This window comes from Wenyingzhuangia aestuarii (assembly GCF_011927765.1).
In the GTDB taxonomy this organism is placed as follows: Bacteria; Bacteroidota; Bacteroidia; order Flavobacteriales; family Flavobacteriaceae; genus Wenyingzhuangia; species Wenyingzhuangia aestuarii.
Genome location: NZ_JAATJG010000004.1, coordinates 74,174 through 92,261, shown reverse-complemented (window position 1 = coordinate 92,261; position 18,088 = coordinate 74,174). Strand labels below are relative to the sequence as shown.

The window sequence follows — 18,088 nt, the reverse complement described above, 5'->3', positions numbered from 1 at the left end:
TTTTTAGATTTTATAAATAAACTTCTAGAACAGTTGCTTGTTTAGAACTTAAATTAAGATTCTTTGTAGTTGCAGGTAACAATACAGTTTCTCCAGTGTTTACAATTAAAGTATCTCCATTACAGTCTATACTAAAAGAACCTGCTACACACATGTAAATAACAAAAGAATCTAGGTATGAATAATCTTTTTGAATACTATGGGTTAATTGAATAATGTCTGTTTTAAAATAAGGAGAATGTACTAAAGTAGAAGATGTGTTTTCTGTTAAAGAATAATTGGTTTTATAATCTTTAGAAACGCGATAATCTATTGCATCCACGGCTAAATCGGTATGCAATTCACGGGGTTGTCCTGTAATAGCATCTACACGTTCATAATCATAAATACGATATGTAATATCTGATGTTTGCTGAATTTCTGCAATAACAGTTCCTGCTCCTATGGCATGGACTCTACCTGTTGGAATGTAAAAAGTATCTCCAGTTTTTACTTTTTCAGTATTAAGAATATTTAAAATATTTCCGTTTTCTAAGGTGTCTATATATTCTTTTTTAGACACTTCTTTGTTAAAACCAACAATAAGTTCTCCATCAGAATCTACATCCATTACATACCACATTTCATTTTTTCCAAATGAGTTATGACGTTCTTTGGCTAGTTGGTTACTAGGGTGTACTTGTATAGATAAGGGGGTTTTAGCATCTATAAATTTAATCAGAATAGGAAATTCATCACCAAATTGATGGTAGACTTTGTTTCCTACAAAATTTCCTTTGTATGTGGTGATTAATTCTTTTAAGCTTTTGCCTTTAAATGCACCATTGGCTACCATAGATACATCTCCTTTTACATCGGAAATTTCCCAACTTTCGCCAATATTTGTTTTGTTAGATTCTTTTTTAAAAGTGTTGATTAATTTTGTTCCTCCCCAAATACGTTCTTTTAAAATGGGATTAAATTTTATTGGATAAGAATTCATATTATATTGTTTTAATAAGTGTTAATTAAAGATGTGGTTGTTAGTGTTTGTTTAAATTCTTCTACATTTATTTCTTTTGCTGATGTAAAAGAAATTGAGTGTGTTTTGTTGGGTAATACATCAAAATAATTATTAGAAAAATGTCCTTGTAAGCTTGTGCTAAAACGCACGTTTTTAGCCAATGTATTTGTAGATGTTTGAAGCAAAACTTCTTTTTTACTCACTAGTTTTACAGTATAACTCAACGTAGGTTTTGTTAAGTTTAACTTATTAGGTTCTTTAAAATAGTACATACTTTCATCCAAAATAGTTTGATCTGGTAACATAAGTTCTGATACTAAAAGCACTTCTTTTAAGTTGTGTTTTTTAGTAAATTCTTCATCTTTTAAATTTAAATAGATTTTACTACTGTTTGCTTTTACGGTAATTTCTGCTTCGGTTTGGTTTAAAATTTCTCCTTTAAAGTTGATGAGTTTTAAATGTAATTTTGCTTTTGTATCTGTTAAATAATCAGAAACAATATGAATATTTATTGTATTGTCAGTTTTAAAAAACAAGGTTTTAACAGGAGCATAAAGTTCTTTTACTTTGTAATGAGAAGCCTTCCAGTTTCCATAATAATCTATACTAGACCAAGAGGCCACAGGCCAGCAATCGTTAATTTGCCAATACAAAGATCCCATGCAGTAGGGCATATTTCTTCTATGAGCTTCAATAGCAATTTTCATGGCTTTGGCTTGTAGTAACTGACTTACATATAAAAATGATTCAAAATCTTTGGGAGTTTTGTACCAAGATTTCATATACATTTCTATGTTTTTGTTTCCAATGGGGGAGCGTTGATGAGATTTCATCACATCGGAATATATACTCCAATCTTCTTGGGTGGTGTATTGTTTTACAGCTTTAAATTCTGGAAAAGATTGAAATCCATATTCAGACATAAAACGAGGAATGTATGTATTAAAAGTAGTTAAAGGAGCTTGTTGTCCCCAAACTTTCCAATAATGATAATCTCCAGAAGTTAAAGTAGCATCTTTTCCTCTAGCTGATGTTGGAGAAGAAGCCCAGTAAAAAGTGTCGTTATCTAACTCTTGTACTACTTTAGGTAAAATGGTGTGAAAAACATCTTGATATCCTTTCCATATAGTGTCTACAATTTTATCATCTTGAGTATTTTTTACTTCGTTTATCCAACCCCAATTTTTCCAAGCGGTTAAATTTTCATTATTACCACACCACAAAGCAATAGAGGTGTGATTTCTTAATCTTTTTACATTGTATTCTGCTTCTTTTTTAACGTTTTTCAAAAAGGATGTATCGCCAGGATACATGGCACAAGCAAACATAAAATCTTGCCATACTAAAATTCCATTTTCATCACATAAGTCGTAAAAAAGATCTTTTTCGTAAATACCACCTCCCCAAACACGGATCATGTTAAAGTTGGCATCTACCATGTTTTTAATAATTTTTTGATAGTCGTTTCTAGTAACTCTGTTTAAAAAAACATCTTGAGGAATGTAGTTAGCCCCTTTCATAAATACAGGATGTCCGTTTAACTTAAAGTAAAAACTTTCTCCAATGCTATCTTTATCTTGAACAACTTCTAAGGTTTTTAATCCTATTTTTTTAGAATCAACAGCTAGTGTTTTTTCTTGTTGATGAAGCTTGGTTGTAATAGTATATAATTTTTGAGATCCCAATCCGTTTGTCCACCAAAGTTTTGGTTTTTTTATACGTATTGGAATTTTAATTTTATTAGAACCTTTTTTTAAATCAACATTTTGGGTAATTGTATTTTCATTATCAACCAAAATGGTTATTTGTGATGAAAAAGGATTAGTAGCCATAATTTCTATTTGAGCATTTAAGGATGCTTCTTTTTTAGAAAGCTGATTTTGTTGTATGTAAATATCTGTAATATTTGCTTTGTTCCATGCGTTTAGCTTAATTTCTTTCCAAATACCGCTAGAAACCAATCTAGGTCCCCAATCCCAGCCAAAATGGTAACCTGCTTTACGACTAAATACTGCCACTTGTTTTTTACCTAAGCCACCATTTTCAGATTGATCGTTAACGGCATTAGGGAGTTGATAACCTAATTGATTACGTTTTTCTAATCCCTTTTGTATGGGTGATTTAAAAATAATTTTCAGAGAATTTTCTCCTTGTTTTAGGTGTTTTTTACAATCTATCTTATATCCAACAAACATGTTGTTGGTTTCTAAAATTAATTGATTGTTTAGAAAAATAGAAGCATATGTATCCAATCCTTTAAAATCTAACTCTATAACATCTTTTTCAAACAGTGTTTTTTCAACAGTAAAAGAAGTTTGATACTCCCAATCTTGTTTGTCTACCCACTGAACATTTTTCTCGTTTAATCTGTAAAAAGGATCTTTAATAATTTGATTGGCAATTAAATCTGTATGCACAGAGCCAGGTACAATTGCTTTTAGCCAAACAGAGTCTTTAATGGCTTTAAAGGTCCAGTTACTGTCTAATTTTTTAGATAGATAATTAGGAGTGTTTTTGCAAGAGCCAGCAAATATCACAAGGAAAGTTACTGTTAGATATTTTAGAATTTTAGAAATCATAATAGCAGATGAAGCGTTTGTAAATATGACTGTTCTTTGTTAATTGGTTTTGAAAAAAGCACTCCTGAAAACTAAGTTTTAGGAGTGCTTAATAAAGAAACTACTGCGAAAATTAATTCTTTAAAATCTTTTTAGAGGCTTTTTGACCTTTATTGTTTTCAATTACTAGAATGTATACTCCGTCTGTTAATTCTTCAACATTAATAGTTGTGTTGTTTGTAGACTGAATAAGCTTTCCGGTAATTGTATAAATATGAGTTGTAATTCCGTTTAATGAATCCGCATCTCCTTCTATATGTATATTGTTAGCTTGGTAATAAGAAACCAAGCCCATAGAGTTAAGGTTGTTTACAGATAAAGAACCAACAGTAACTTCTAAATCAGCATAAGCATTATAATTTCCATCGGGTAATGCTTGTATTTTAGCTGTGTATGTATTTCCGTTAGCAACGGTAACACTTCCGTAAGTACCAGAATAGGTATAGGAGTTGGTGCCAGCGGGAACAGTTGTTATGTAAACATCTCCACTAGTTCCTTCTACAATAAAAATATTATATCCTCCTGTAGCGTTTGCATCAGCCTCCCATGATAGGGTAAATTGATTTAAAGCGCTGTCTGTAGCTACTAATCCTGTAGGTGCTTCTGGGTCTTGTGGAGGAGTTGCGTTTACTGTTACTGTAGTATCAGCATAAGCATTATAATTTCCATCAGGCAAGGCTTGTATTTTTGCTGTATAGGTATTTCCATCGGTAATGGTAATACTTCCATAGGTTCCAGAATAAGTGTAAGAGGTGGTTCCTGCAGGAACCGTAGTTATGTAAACATCTCCACTAGTACCTTCCACAATAAAAATATTATATCCTCCTGTAGCGTTTGCATCAGCATCCCATGATAATGTAAATTCATTAGGTGTTCCATCTGATGTTGTTAAACCTGTTGGAGCATTGGGATCTTGTGCATATAAAACGCTTGTGATAAAAAGTAAGCCAAAAATGGATACTTGTTTTAAAATATTCTTTACTAAAGTAGTTTTTAATTGCATGAGCTTTTAGTTTTAAGTTATTAGTAAAATTAAAGCTGTTTTTTATTGAATATTGGTTAAATAAGGTTAAATAAATGTCGTTTTATGAATTTTTGAGGTCAACTATTTTGAATGTAAAAAAGGGTTCCATTCTTACATAGAATGGAACCCTTTTTTGTTTTACAACCTTTAATAGCTTGTAGTAATTAAACTATATGTTATTGAAATAGGTATAAAACGGCAAAACAAAACAGAATTAATACCACGCACCAAAATCTAAAGTTTCTGTAAAAAGGAACTCCAATTAATTCTTTGGTTTCGTCTCTATATATCTGCTTGGTCCAGATGTATTCTCCTATTTTTTTAATATCATCGGGTTTGGTAAATAAACTTACCACAATAATAATGATAGAACTAAAGATAAAATAGAAAGGAACTTTTAATAAAAAGTGAATGTTTCCTAATAATTCATAATCAAAAAATACTTTAAGAACAATGGTTAAGACTGCTGCAAAAGCACCTGCCATTAATCCCCAAAAAGCTCCGTCTTTGTTTATTTTTCTCCAAAAAACACCTAAAAAGAATACGGCAACAACTGGTGGTGCAATGTAGGTTAGCATTTCTTGATAGTATTTTAAAAGAGAGTCGAATTTAGAAACAAAAGGAACCCAAGATACAGCTAAAATTAAAACAACTACAGATACAATTTTACCTACATAAACTTGTTCTTTTTCAGTAGTGTCTTTTTTAAACTTTACATAAAAGTCCATGGTAAATAAGGTAGCAACAGAATTTAGCAATGCACTTAAAGATGAGGTTAGGGCAGCAACCATAGCGGCTAACATTAATCCTAACAATCCTGTAGGCATTAGTTCAATTACCATTTTAGGATAAATCATATCGTTTTTAGGAAGTCCCGGAAATAATTTTTTACCAATTACTGCAGGAAATATAATAATGAAAATAATTAATACGGTTAAAAAACCAACCAAAAGAATTCCTTTTCTACCATGATCTACAGATTTTGCTGTAAGTACACGTTGTACCAACATTTGGTTGTTTCCCCAAAAGTAAAATCCAAGAATGGGTATTCCCACAATGGTTCCTAACCACGGAACAGAATTGTCGTTCATAGGTCTTACCAATTTCATAATGGTATCATCTTCTAGTAACAATGTTTTAAGGTAATCTAAACCTCCATTACCCATGGCCAAAAAGGTTAATATAAATGTACCAACAAGTAGTAAAATTCCTTGAATTAAATCTACTTTAATTGCAGCAGCTAATCCTCCCGGAATTGTGTAGGCTGCAACTACAATAGCAAAAATTACAGAAAGTTGCATAATAGATAAGGCAGGAAATACCAGCTTCATTAATAAAGAAGCTGCGTACAAAGCTCCTGCTGCATCTAAAAAGGTAGCTCCAATTAAGGTGATAAACGAAAAGTAGTATCTAGATCTTTTGTCGAATCTTTTTTCTAAAAATTCTGGAATAGTAAAAATTCCAGACTTAATGTAGAAAGGTAAAAAGAACATAGCAAAAACAACCATTACAAGTACGGAGACCAAATCGTAATTAAATACGGCAATTCCTGTAGAGTAGGCATCTCCACTTTTACCAATAAGAGTGGTGCTAGAAATACTGGCTGCAAATAATGAAAAACCAATAACAGGCCATGTCATGTTACGTCCTGCTAAAAAATAATCACTAGAGGAGTCGTTTCCTTTTTTAGATGATTTTATTCCAAACCATACAATAAAAATAAAGTACAGTATTAAAACGGAAATATCGATAATGTCTAAATTGTAGTCCATTTTTTTATTTTGATAAAGCTTAAAAAGCTATTTGATTAAAATTGAGCTAAGAAAAACTAGACTGTTTGCTTTTGCAGTTATCACAAGTTTCTCTTTGTTTAAATTAGCTGTAATTGTTTTTACAGCAACAGGAAAACCATTCTTGTTTTGAGGTCTGTTTGTTTCTGAATATTCATACAAATACAAAGGTTTGTTACTAGTAGCTATAGTGGTTTCTAAGGCTATAGTTTTTGTTTGGTTTGATTGATTTACAACAGCAAACGTAAAATCTTTTTGATGTAAAGAAGCTACGGATCTAATGCTATCATTCTGAACAGATATGATTGGTTTGTAAATAGTGGCTTGTGGAGGAAATAAATTACATAGCAAGGTCCAAGAATAAGCCCAAGGTCTAGGAGTTTTATCAACATCTAAATCTCCAAATTCTTCGGATAAAATATTCCACATTCCCCATTTTTTTAGTTGATTTTTTTCTCCCAAATCACCTACGGTATGCATTGCATCATCTAAATCCCACGCAATGGCACCACCTACTCCTGCAAGCATACTTTGTATAGTCGCATCTGCCATATCCATACCATAAAAATAATCGTAAACAAACATGGATGAATCATCTGGACCTGCAAAAGGATCTTCTTTTCCTTTTTGGGTGTTTAGCTTTTGTAACTCTCCACTATATTTCATTCCTAATTCTCCAAGAACAAAAGGTTTTTTAGTTTGGTTTATTTTATCAGTAAAAGGAGTTAAATAAGAGATGAAATTACCGGTTCTAATTAAATCTTGATCGGCATAGATGTGAAAATCGTAAATTCCAGTAATACTATCTAATTCATCTACGGTACTGTAAACCCAGTCTGCTGCTTTTTTAGGATGTTTAGGATGATCCCATTGAGTAACAGCATCAGGTCCTGCTAGGGTTACATATTTATGTAGTCCTGTTTTAACAAAAGCTTTGTTTAGTTTTTGATATCCTGATTTCCATTCTTCCCATTTCCCATCTGTAGAAGCCCAGTATCCGTTAGGTTCGTTTACAAGATTGTAGTACTTAATACAAGTATATCCTTTTTCTACAATTAAAAAATCAAGGTATTTGGTAATCATATCAATCCATCTATCATCTGTAGCCAAATGAATATTGTCTGGGTTTTTAGTAGGGTCCCAAAAACCAGGAGCTCCCCATTCTCCAAATAAAACGGGAATGTTGTTCTGTTGACAATAGTCTAAAAGTTTACACAAACTTTTTATTTCCTGATTGTTAAAATCTAAAATGGGCTGCTTGTTTTTGTCAAGTCCCTTGTAATACCTCCAGCTAGCAACATCCATAACACGAATGATGTGTGGATTTACAAAATCTAAACGTTTGTATAATTCACTCCATTTTTCATCAGTCATTAAGAATCCCCACTCTGCATTTTCTGAATCTGCATGCGGATAGGCAGACCACTGAACACCGTGTCCTACAAAAGGAAAATTTAAAGCATCTGTTTGAAGAATAGAAATAGCAATGTCAGCTTTGCTTTTATGGGTGTTAGCACATCCGCCCAATAAAAGAGCGAATGTGATTACTATGAAATATGTGAATTGTTTTTTAAGCATTTTATTTTTTTAATTCGTCTAATAAAGCACTAACACTACAAGTAGCTAAACCAATATATTTATCGGCAGCACCATAGTATACATGTAAAGTATCGTCTATAATAATATTTCCTGTAGGAAATACACAACCTTTGTAGTATCCTTCAATTTCGTAACTGTGTTCTGGTTCCATAATCCAGTTCTCTAATCTACCAATTACTTTTGTAGGATCGTTAATGTCTAACAAAGCAACTCCAGCTCTGTAGTAGCCTAAACCTCCGTTTTCTACACCGTGGTAAATAACCAACCATCCGTCTTTGGTTCTTAAAGGAGGAGTACTTCCACCTACTTTTTCTTCCCATGTTCCAGGAATTCCAGCAATTAATAAAGTACTTTCTTCTTCCCAAACCATTAAGTCATCAGAAAATCGAATCCATATGGCAGGTTTGTTGGTACCGTATTTTTCACCAACCCATTCTTTAGGTCTGTGAAGCATTGCATATTTTCCGTTTATTTTTTCTGGAAAAAGAATAACATCTCTATCGTCTAAGTTTGATGTGGTAATTCTCCCTAATCTTTTAAATGTTTTTAAGTCTTTTGAAATGGCTAAACCTGAATTGGCAACGTTGTTTTTATATACCTTAGGAGTATCTTCTCCAGATTCTGGTAACAAAATTACGTCGTGTGCAAATTTCCAATATTGTCCAGGAGGAAAAGGTCTGTATGCATAAGTCACGTAAAATTCATCTCCAAATTTTGCAATTCTAGGATCTTCTACACCTCCCATATCTGGACCATCTATACTTGGAGAAAATACAGGTTCATCTGAAACTCTGGTAAAATTAATTCCATCTGTGCTTTCTGCCAATCCAAATCTAATATAATGTTCTTTATCATCACCGGCAGCTCTGTATAACATAGAGAATTTACCATTTTCATACCAAACACCTGGATTACATACAACTATGTTTTCCCATTGATTCTCTGGGTTTGGGCTAAAAATAGGATTGTTTTGATGTTTTTCTAAGCGAAATAAGGCGGTTTTGTTTTCTAAAGTATGATTCATTTTGTTTAATTTTTTTGTTATTGTTTTTGTATTGGTTTAGATTAATTCATGTTTGTGAATAAAATGAATGACTCTCCAGAAAGTGTCATATTTACTCCTTTTTCAAAGTTTAAATTCATGTTGGTTTCTATAGGGCTAGCAAAACCATTTTCATCTACTTTTCCGATGAATGATCCGTCGGATTTTGATGTGTAGGTATATTTATCTGCTACTAAGTTTTTGATGAAATCTGATTTTAAAACAATGTTATAAGTGGTGTAGTGTGAGTTAACTAAAGCAATAGTGTGTTTGCCATTGTGTACTCCAACAACTGCTCTAACTCCTTTTTTATCGGGTAGCTCTACATTGTAAATATCACTACCAGCAGGAAAATAACGTGTTAATAAAGAAACAGGGTAGAAGTAAGGTCTAATGTCTTCGTCTTCAGGTTTTCCTGTTAATTCATCTCCTAAAATATTCCAGAATCCCCAACGTTTTAATTTAGTAGTTTGATAATCGCCATTATCTGGACTATTGTACATGGCATCATCCATATTCCATACTAAAGAACCAGAGTATCCTTCTCTCATTGCTTGGATTAAAGCATCTGCCATGTCTATTCCATAAAAAGCTTTATAAATCATCATGTTAGAATCTTCTCCAGCATAAGGGTCATTGGCAATGGCTTCTTCGTTTAGTGTTTTTAATTCAGCATCTACTTCGGTGTATTTAAATCCTATTTCTCCTAAGACCAATTGTTTGTTTGCTGGAGTTGCTTTTTTATAGGCTCTTAACATATCAGCAAAATCACCATTGCGAATTAATTGTTGTTTAGGGTATACATGAATATCATACAATCCTATATTGTCTCCTAAATCTGTGTGTGTATCTGTAAGCCAATTTGTTTGACTTGCTGTATTGAATACGGCAATATCTGGACCCATTAATTTTACGTTGTCTAAGCTGTAGTTAGCCATTTCTGCAACATAGGCTAGTTGTACATCTTTCCAAATAGTATAGCTACCTGCTGTTGTAGACCAACTTCCGTTAGGTTCGTTTATAATGTTTACGGTTTTAATATTGGTATAGCCTTTAGTGTTTACTAAGTAGTTTAAAAACTTTACAGAATTAGCAATCCAATCCATGTCTATGGTGTTAATATTGTCTACATAACTGTGTCCCCATTCTCCATAGGTTATTTCTATGTTTCTACTTTTAGCATAGTCTAACATTTTAAATAAGGAAGCTGTTTTGGTAGTTTCATCATAAGTTCCATTGTTATCATAAGACCAACCGGAGTTCGTAAGGATTCTTAAAAATGGAGGTCTCATAAAATCTATTCTTTCATATAGTTTGTTCCAGTCAGCATCGCTTAAAGTTTCTGTTCCTAGCCAAGTAGGTACTACATCATATCCGCCCCATTGTGCTCCGTTTCCTACAAATGATGAAGAAAGAAGTTCGTTGGTAATGGTTAGTTCTCTGTTTTTTTGAACACTATCAAAAGAAGGTTCTATATCATCACAACTTACAAGTGTAAGAAACAGTGAAAAAATTGCTGTTAACATATTGTTTGTTTTCATTTTAAATATTTTTAAAGGAACCCGTTAACAAATAAAATTTGGTTAGTAGGTTCTTATCATAAACTTATTATTGCTTGTCTAGTGTGATTTCGAATTTATAAGACCAGCACATGTAATTGTCGTAATTACCATAATTCCATTTAGGTTCGTTTTCTTTATAAGTAAGATCAAATGCTAGTACCATACCTGTGTCTGTAGATATAATTTTTGCTTGAGAGGTTATATTGTCTTTGGATGTACCTATGTATAGGGTATTTGTACTGGCATCCATTTCCCAATAAGATTCTCCTGTAGGAAGTAAGTGCCTAAGTTTTGCATTTAAATCTACATCTGTATCTACATGATCATAATTAGCATACAATCCATCTGTACCAGCGTTATTGGTTATAGTTCCGTTTGGTCTATCTCCATTGTAACCTGTGCTTGTAATAGAAATTGTGTTGTCAAATTCTAAAGCTGCATTTGTAAAATCATCACTAATGTTTTTACTGTAGTCACTACCAAATTCTTGATTTACGTAAATGGTAGATTTAGGATTAGAGTATGAACCTTCTAGATTGTTTTTAACTACAATTTTAACAGTCCATATAACAGCTTCATTTGTTTCGGAAGTTACGGTAATGGTAGTTTTGTTTTCTGATGAAAAGTCTAATGTATCTCCTGTGTTAATTGTTGCAGTTGCTCCATAAGAAATGGCTAAGTCTGTAACTTCTATAGCTGCTAGATTAGCTCCACTGTCTGATATTACGACTGTAATTTCTTTATTGTCAACATCTATAGTTGCATTACCATCTTGGTCTTTTACGGTAAAATCAGTAATGCTGTTTCCTGTTTGTAGTACGCGATTTTTAGTTAAGGTGTACCACATTGGGTTAGACATATGAGCCAGTTCTTCGTAAGTATAATCTGTATCTGTCCAGCTAAAAAGATCTGATAAATAAGGAATTGTTGCTTTAAGAGATACTTCATTGGTTTCTGTTAAAACCTCTAAATCTAACTCATGCTCTATATTGTTTTCATCCGTAATAATTACTTTGTTACGTTCAAAATCTCTTAACCAAGTACCTTCGTTTTTTGGAATTTTACGGAATCTTTCATTAAAATCCCATCCTTTAGCTGTGTCTCCAAAATTTCCAAATACATCATCGTTTCCTGCACTGTGTTGGTAACTACCAAAAGGATTTCCTTTTTCATCGGCACCTTCTACAGTAAAAGTAATGGTGTTGTCCCATTCTGGACTTAACTCTGGCAAGTAACCAAAAATGCTTTCATTTTTTTCCCATCCCCAAGTTTCCCAAGTAAACATATCACAGTACATACGAATGTCTCCAATATACCACACACCTTCTAGGTCTGATTTAAAAGGAAGTAAAGAAACTTTCCAATCTAATGTTGTGTTTGCACCAGATGTAACGGTAATGTTGGTTGTTCCGCTTGTAAAGTCTAAAGTAGTACCTGATTTGTTAGTAGTACTAGCTCCGTAAGCCAATTCTATAGCTTTGATTTGTACTTTAGAAATATCGGCAATGTTTTCTGTTTTTGCATAAATTTTAATTTCTGCTTTGTCGTTTTCACGTTCAATAACAGCGGTACCTATTTGTCCTTCAATTAATATAGAAACAATGTTGCGTTCTTTTTGCCAATTTGTTCCTTCTGTAATGTCTTTAAGAGGATCTTGTGTACAAGCAGCCATAAAAACTACAAGTATCATAAGATATATGTTGTGTAATTTTTTCATTTTTTTAGGTTTAATTGATGTTTGGATTTAAATCTATTTCACGCTGAGGAATTGGGAAAAAAGCAACTGCTTCTGGAGACAATCCTGCTGCCTCTGTAACATTAGCTTGTACAATATTTTTACGTCTTAAATCCCAAAGACGGTCTCCTTCAAAAGCTAATTCTCTCTGACGTTCTTGAACTACCAAGTCTCTAAAATCGGCTTTAGATAAACCTCCTAAATCTGCTAATTCATCAATACCAGCTCTGTTTCTAATTTGATTGTATTGTATCAATCCATCTGTATTGGCAGTAGCTTCTGCATACACTAATTGAATGTCTGAATAACGAATTAAATAGGGTCTTGTACTTGTTTTGTCTCCTTCAAAATTAGGGTCTACATATTTTCTAGTAAACGGATAAATAATGGTTTCATCTGCTACGGTTCCAATAGAAGTACCAGCTTCATTAAACACTTCTGAAACAATTAATTCAGTACGACGTTTGTCTGTAGGTTCGTAAGAATTGTATAAATCATCATTTGTTTGAAATACGCTCCATCCATCATGAGTTTTTGAAAAACTATCGTCAGTGTTTTTTAAATAGACATTTGCTCCACTGATATAAGGAATAAAATATTTTGAAAGTTTAGAATAATCACCTTCTTGAGTTCCTGTACGATCTAGGGATAAAATAAAGATGTGTTCTGGACCATTTGGCATTTCTGAATTATAGATGTTCTGAATATTGGTGTCGTGTGCATATTCTCCTTGATTATTTAAAACATATCCAGAATATTCTGCAGCTTTAGCGTATAAGTTGTCTACACTTTCTGTAAGCGCATTGTACTTAGGAACCCCACTTTCTTTAGCAGAGGCTGCAAATAAATAGACTTTAGACAAAAGTGCTTGTGCAGCCACTTTATCTGCTCTACCTGTAACTCTATTAATTTCTAAATAATCAATAGCAGTTGTAAGATCTTCTATAATGAATGCATACATTTCTTGCATGTCGTTGGGTAACGAAGCTGTTGTTTCGTTTAGTTCATCAATTAAAGATTTTTGAATAGGAGCCAAGCCAAAAGCTTTTACGGCATTAAAGTGATTAAAGGCTCTTAAGAACAAAGCTTCTCCCATTAATCTTCTTTCATCTTCTTGATTAAAGCCTTTGCCTGGTATGTTTTCTATAACAGCATTGGCACGGTTAATAGCAATGTATATAGATCTATAAAACTGAGTTAACAATTCGTTTTGTGAGCTTACTTCCCAATTTACAAAAGCTTGAGCATCTGCACCTTCATCAGGTTTTACAGAACAGTTGTCTGTGGCTAGCTCTGTTAAATAAAAGGTTACCGGTGCGTAACTTACTAAGGTAAGGGCATCATATGCATATAGCGTTGCTGCTTCTGCATCGTCTACAGTTTTGTAAAAGTTTTGATCAGAATAAAAACCTTTTGGTTCTACATCTAAACTCTCACAAGAAACAATTCCTATAGCCAGTGTAATTCCTAATATTATTTTTTTAATATTCATTTTTTTCAATTCTTTTCGTATTGTTAATGTGTTTTTCATCATGTTTAGAATTAAAAGGTTAGTTCTACACCTATGGTCCAATTTCTTAATTTAGGATATCCTCCCCAGTAAATTCCATCAGTTCCTACTTCTGGATCATAACCTTTAAAATTAGTAAGGGTAAATAAGTTTGTTCCGTTAATAAATACTCTACCATTGGTAATTCCAGATGTACTTAAGTTATCTAGTTTGTATCCTACAGAAAGGTTTTGAAGACGTAAAAAGCTTCCGTTTTCTATAAACCAATCAGACATGCTTAAATTACGTCCATCTCTTAAGCTAGGATAATTGTTTGTAGTGTTGTCTTGAGTCCAACGTAGAGGTTGATTGCTTGGTTCTCCAAAAGCTTTGGTGTTAAAAATGTCTTGTCCAAAACTACCGTTAAAGAATAGTGAGATGTCAAACTTTTTGTAACGACCTTGTAGATTTAAACTAGCAATAAAATCAGGATTAGGATTTCCAATAATAGTACGGTCATCTTGGTCTATAACACCATCTTCATTTAAATCTACATATTTAAATTCTCCAGGTTGTGCTAAATCTCCAGTTAAACCTGCAGCCAATCCTTCGGCATTAGATTGAATAATACCATCTACTTTGTACCCATAAAATACGTTGATAGGTTGTCCTACAGCTAAAATGTTAGGTACTGCTCTAAAAGCTTCTACTTGACTTCCAGAAAACTCATATTTCATTCCAGTTAATGCATCGGTATTTAATCCAGAAGAAACTGCGTTTCCAAGGCTAACTACTTTGTTTTTGTTTTTAGATAGCATTAGAGTTCCGCTAATTCCCCAATCTGTTTTATTAATAATGTTTGCATCAATAGTTAATTCTACTCCTTGATTTTCAATTTCTCCATCATTTACCCACATTCTATCATAAGAAGAAGAGGGAGAAAGTAAACGTTCTCTAAGTAAATCTGTAGTGTATTTGTTGTAGTAATCAAAGGTTACTTTTAAAGCACGATTAAAGAAAGCAAAATCGGCACCGATGTTAAATTGCGAGGTTGTTTCCCATTTTAAATCTGGATTAGGAATACCTCCCCATGATTTTTTACCGCTTTGTGCATCTTGTCCAATTACATATCCTGGACCAATAGTTGTTTGAAAACGACCGTTTACATAGTATTGATCTTGTCCGTATCTGCTATTAATTAAATAAGGAGAAATACCTTGATTTCCAGAAATACCATAACTAGATCTTAATTTTAGTTCATTAAAAATGTCTAATTCTTTAATAAACTCTTCTTGATGCATTTTCCATCCTAAAGCTCCAGAAGGGAAATAAGCCCATCTATTATTAGCTCCAAATTTAGAAGAACCATCTGCACGCATGGTAAAAGTAGCTAGGTATTTACTTTTATAAGTATAATTTAAACGACCTAAACCAGAGTACATTACAGTTTCTGTAAAACTATTGGCAACAGATTGCTGATCAGGGTTTCCTGCAGAAAGATTTCCGTTACCTAAAGATTCGTTTAAAAAATCATAGGCTTTTAAATCTGATGAACGACTTTGGTAGTATTGGTATGAAAAACCACCCATGGCACTAAAGTCATGTATATCGTTATATGTTTTGCTAAAAGTTAAAAAAGATTCAGCTACAGTTTCACTACTTTCCCAGTTGTTAATTCCTCCAGATCCATTGTTAAAGTTTCCGTCTTCTGTATATATTTTAGGATTGTAGTAATCTGTTATAGAAGATCCAAATTTGTGGTTTAATTGTGTTTTTAATTTTAAAGAAGGAAGTAATTGCACGTCTATAAAAGCAGAACCTATAAAGTCTTTAAAATTATTTTGATTACTTCTTTTCTCTGTTAAGGCTATAGGATGACTATAATCTTGATTTCCTATTAAATAATAATCATCAGTTCCATTATACACAGGAAAAATAGGGTTACGCCAATAAGCCAAGCCACCGTTGTTGTTTTTGTTTCCTTTAGAATAGATAACATTGGTTCCTACGGTTGCTTTGTCGTTGTAGATTTTATGAACTACGTTTAAGTTGATGTTTAGTTTTTTGTAGTCATCTTCTATATACACACCTTGATTTGTAAAATAGGTAGTACTTAAGCTAAACTGAGTTTTATCGGTTTGATTTCTAATAGCTACGTTGGTATTGTTAGATATTGGGGCTCTAAACACAATATCATCCCATTTAGTATTAGTAGTCCAAGTTCCGTTTCTTAATTCTGTTACTGATGGGTAATAAACTCCGTTAGGATCATTAGCACCAATGTAAAGAGGAGTAAAACCACCATTTATACGGCTTTCGTTACTTATTTGAGCCATTAATACAGGATCTCTCCATAAGTTTAATTCAGAAGTAAATTCTGAAAATGTGGTTTGTTGTGAAACGCTAATTTCTGTTTTGTGCTTACTTCCTTTTTTGGTAGTAATCATTATTACTCCGTTAGCTCCACGAGATCCGTAGATTGCAGAAGCAGAAGCATCTTTTAAAACTTCCATAGAAGCAATGTCTTGAGGTGAAATTTGCTTTAAATCACCTGCATATCCAATAGGAAATCCATCAACCACCACTAGAGGATCGTTACCACCATTAAGAGAACTACCTCCTCTAATTCTTATAGTTGCCCCTGCACCAGGATCATCAGAAGATGAGGTTACTTGTACACCTGCTACTTGACCTTGTAACAAACCATCTATAGAATTTGCGGGCTTTGAGGGTAGATTTTTCATGTCTACAGAAGAAACAGATCCTGTTAAGTCGCTCTTTTTAACAGATCCATATCCTACAATAACAACTTCTTCTAGTTGAGAAACATCTTCCGTTAATATAACGTTTAAATTTTCTTGATCTCCAACCACAACTGTTTGTGTTTTGTAACCAATAAAAGAAAATTCAAGAACTGCATTTTTGTTGGTTACTTTAATTTCAAAATTCCCATCAAAATCTGTAGTAGCTCCGTTATTAGTACCTATTTCTAAAACATTAACAATAGGTAGTAATTGATTGTTTTCATCGGATACTACACCACGAACGGTTGTTTGAGCATTTATAGCACTAATGCATAGCATAAATAAAAAGGCGGATAAAAGCCATTTTGGGTTCTTTATATACATTGATTATAGTTTATGAGTTAATAGTGAGTCAAAATTAGATATATAGTTAAGGGTTTTTTGGTAAAATAATGCTGAATACTGTGCGTTTTTTGAGCTATTTGTATTTTTTTTATTTAATATTGATGAATAATTTAATCAATAGATCTCTTTGTTGTCATTATGATTTAATTTTAGAGAAATTGATTTAAAGTATGTAACTGATTGTTTATTAATTGTATAACTGTTTTTTTTAGATGAAATCAATCAAAGAAATTACCCCAATAAAGTCAGATGACCCATTTGTAATTCTAAAACACGATAATGCGTTATTTGATTATCCATTGCATTTTCATAACGAATATGAGTTAAATTTGATAGAAAACTTTAAAGGGAAAAGAACGGTAGGAGATTCTGTAGAATTATGTGAAGGGGTGGATTTAACACTTTTAGGTCCTGAATTAAAACATTTCTGGACTTCTGATGCTATTATAAGTAATGCTCGAGTAACAACTATACAGTTTCAGGAGCATTTTTTGTATTCTAAAATAATGAGCTACTCCGTATCTAAAGAGGTTAAAAAATTATTAGAACTTTCTAAACGAGGTATTACTTTTTCGAATCCAACCAAACAAAGAGTGTTAGATTTATTAAACACGATAGAACATAATAAAGACTTTAAATCTTTTTTAACTTTTTTAGAAATATTGCATATACTGTCAACATCCGAAGATAAAAAAATATTGAGTAGTTCTGCAAGTGTAGATTATAGTCAGCAAAGAGAAAGTAGACGTATTTCTTTGGTAATGAGCTATATTAAAGAGCATTATCAAAAAAACATAAGAATGCCTAAAATTGCAGAAATGGTAAACATGTCAGAATCTGCATTTAGTCATTATTTTAAGAAAAGAACCAATCAAAGTTTTACAAGCTACCTTTTAGATTATAGGTTGGGAGTGGTTACAAAATTACTAACAGAAACAAATATGCCTATTAGTGAAATTTCTTACGCTGCTGGTTTTAATTCTTTATCAAGTTTTAACAGAGCTTTTAAAAAGAAACACAATATGTCTCCAAAAGAGTTTAAAACAAATTATGATAAAGTAGCGGGAGTTTAGTTTT

The 18,088-nt window shown here is 32.6% G+C and carries 11 protein-coding genes; 1 reads left to right on the top strand and 10 read right to left on the bottom strand.

The genetic code is table 11. From position 1 onward, the window contains the following. Positions 1 to 10 precede the first annotated feature (10 nt). The 10 genes from GGR97_RS05160 to GGR97_RS05115 all read right to left on the bottom strand — a co-directional run bounded on the left by GGR97_RS05160 (position 11) and on the right by GGR97_RS05115 (position 16,990). Complete coding sequence (locus GGR97_RS05160; RefSeq protein WP_167897451.1) at positions 11 to 982, bottom strand: type I phosphomannose isomerase catalytic subunit; 972 nt, start codon at positions 980 to 982, stop codon at positions 11 to 13. Positions 983 to 993: 11 nt separating this feature from the next. Next, complete coding sequence (locus GGR97_RS05155) at positions 994 to 3,582, bottom strand: beta-mannosidase (protein WP_167897450.1); 2,589 nt, start codon at positions 3,580 to 3,582, stop codon at positions 994 to 996. Positions 3,583 to 3,694: 112 nt separating this feature from the next. Next, complete coding sequence (locus tag GGR97_RS05150; protein ID WP_167897449.1) at positions 3,695 to 4,624, bottom strand: T9SS type A sorting domain-containing protein; 930 nt, start codon at positions 4,622 to 4,624, stop codon at positions 3,695 to 3,697. A gap of 197 nt (positions 4,625 to 4,821) precedes the next feature. Continuing rightward, complete coding sequence (locus tag GGR97_RS05145) at positions 4,822 to 6,417, bottom strand: sodium:solute symporter (protein WP_167897448.1); 1,596 nt, start codon at positions 6,415 to 6,417, stop codon at positions 4,822 to 4,824. 27 nt (positions 6,418 to 6,444) lie between these two features. Continuing rightward, positions 6,445 to 8,013, bottom strand: a complete 1,569-nt coding sequence (locus tag GGR97_RS05140; protein WP_167897447.1) for a hypothetical protein — start codon at positions 8,011 to 8,013, stop codon at positions 6,445 to 6,447. A 1-nt stretch (position 8,014) separates the two neighbouring features. Then, complete coding sequence (locus tag GGR97_RS05135) at positions 8,015 to 9,058, bottom strand: glycoside hydrolase family 130 protein (RefSeq protein ID WP_167897446.1); 1,044 nt, start codon at positions 9,056 to 9,058, stop codon at positions 8,015 to 8,017. A 41-nt stretch (positions 9,059 to 9,099) separates the two neighbouring features. Next, on the bottom strand, positions 9,100 to 10,617 hold the full coding sequence (locus GGR97_RS05130; RefSeq protein ID WP_167897445.1) for a hypothetical protein: 1,518 nt from the start codon (positions 10,615 to 10,617) through the stop codon (positions 9,100 to 9,102). 67 nt (positions 10,618 to 10,684) lie between these two features. Then, positions 10,685 to 12,355: a type 1 periplasmic-binding domain-containing protein gene (locus GGR97_RS05125; RefSeq protein ID WP_167897444.1), complete on the bottom strand. Its 1,671-nt coding sequence runs from the start codon at positions 12,353 to 12,355 to the stop codon at positions 10,685 to 10,687. A 10-nt stretch (positions 12,356 to 12,365) separates the two neighbouring features. Next, positions 12,366 to 13,904, bottom strand: coding sequence for a RagB/SusD family nutrient uptake outer membrane protein (locus GGR97_RS05120; RefSeq protein WP_245229456.1), 1,539 nt, complete (start codon positions 13,902 to 13,904; stop codon positions 12,366 to 12,368). An 11-nt stretch (positions 13,905 to 13,915) separates the two neighbouring features. Continuing rightward, positions 13,916 to 16,990 carry a SusC/RagA family TonB-linked outer membrane protein gene (locus GGR97_RS05115; protein WP_245229455.1) on the bottom strand — a complete coding sequence of 1,025 codons (3,075 nt, stop codon included), beginning with the start codon at positions 16,988 to 16,990 and terminating at the stop codon, positions 13,916 to 13,918. A 233-nt stretch (positions 16,991 to 17,223) separates the two neighbouring features. Here GGR97_RS05115 and GGR97_RS05110 point away from each other — a divergent pair, with 233 nt between their 5' ends. Continuing rightward, entirely contained in the window at positions 17,224 to 18,084 is an 861-nt protein-coding gene (locus GGR97_RS05110; RefSeq protein WP_167897443.1) for an AraC family transcriptional regulator, read from the top strand. The last annotated feature ends 4 nt before the right edge of the window (positions 18,085 to 18,088 follow it).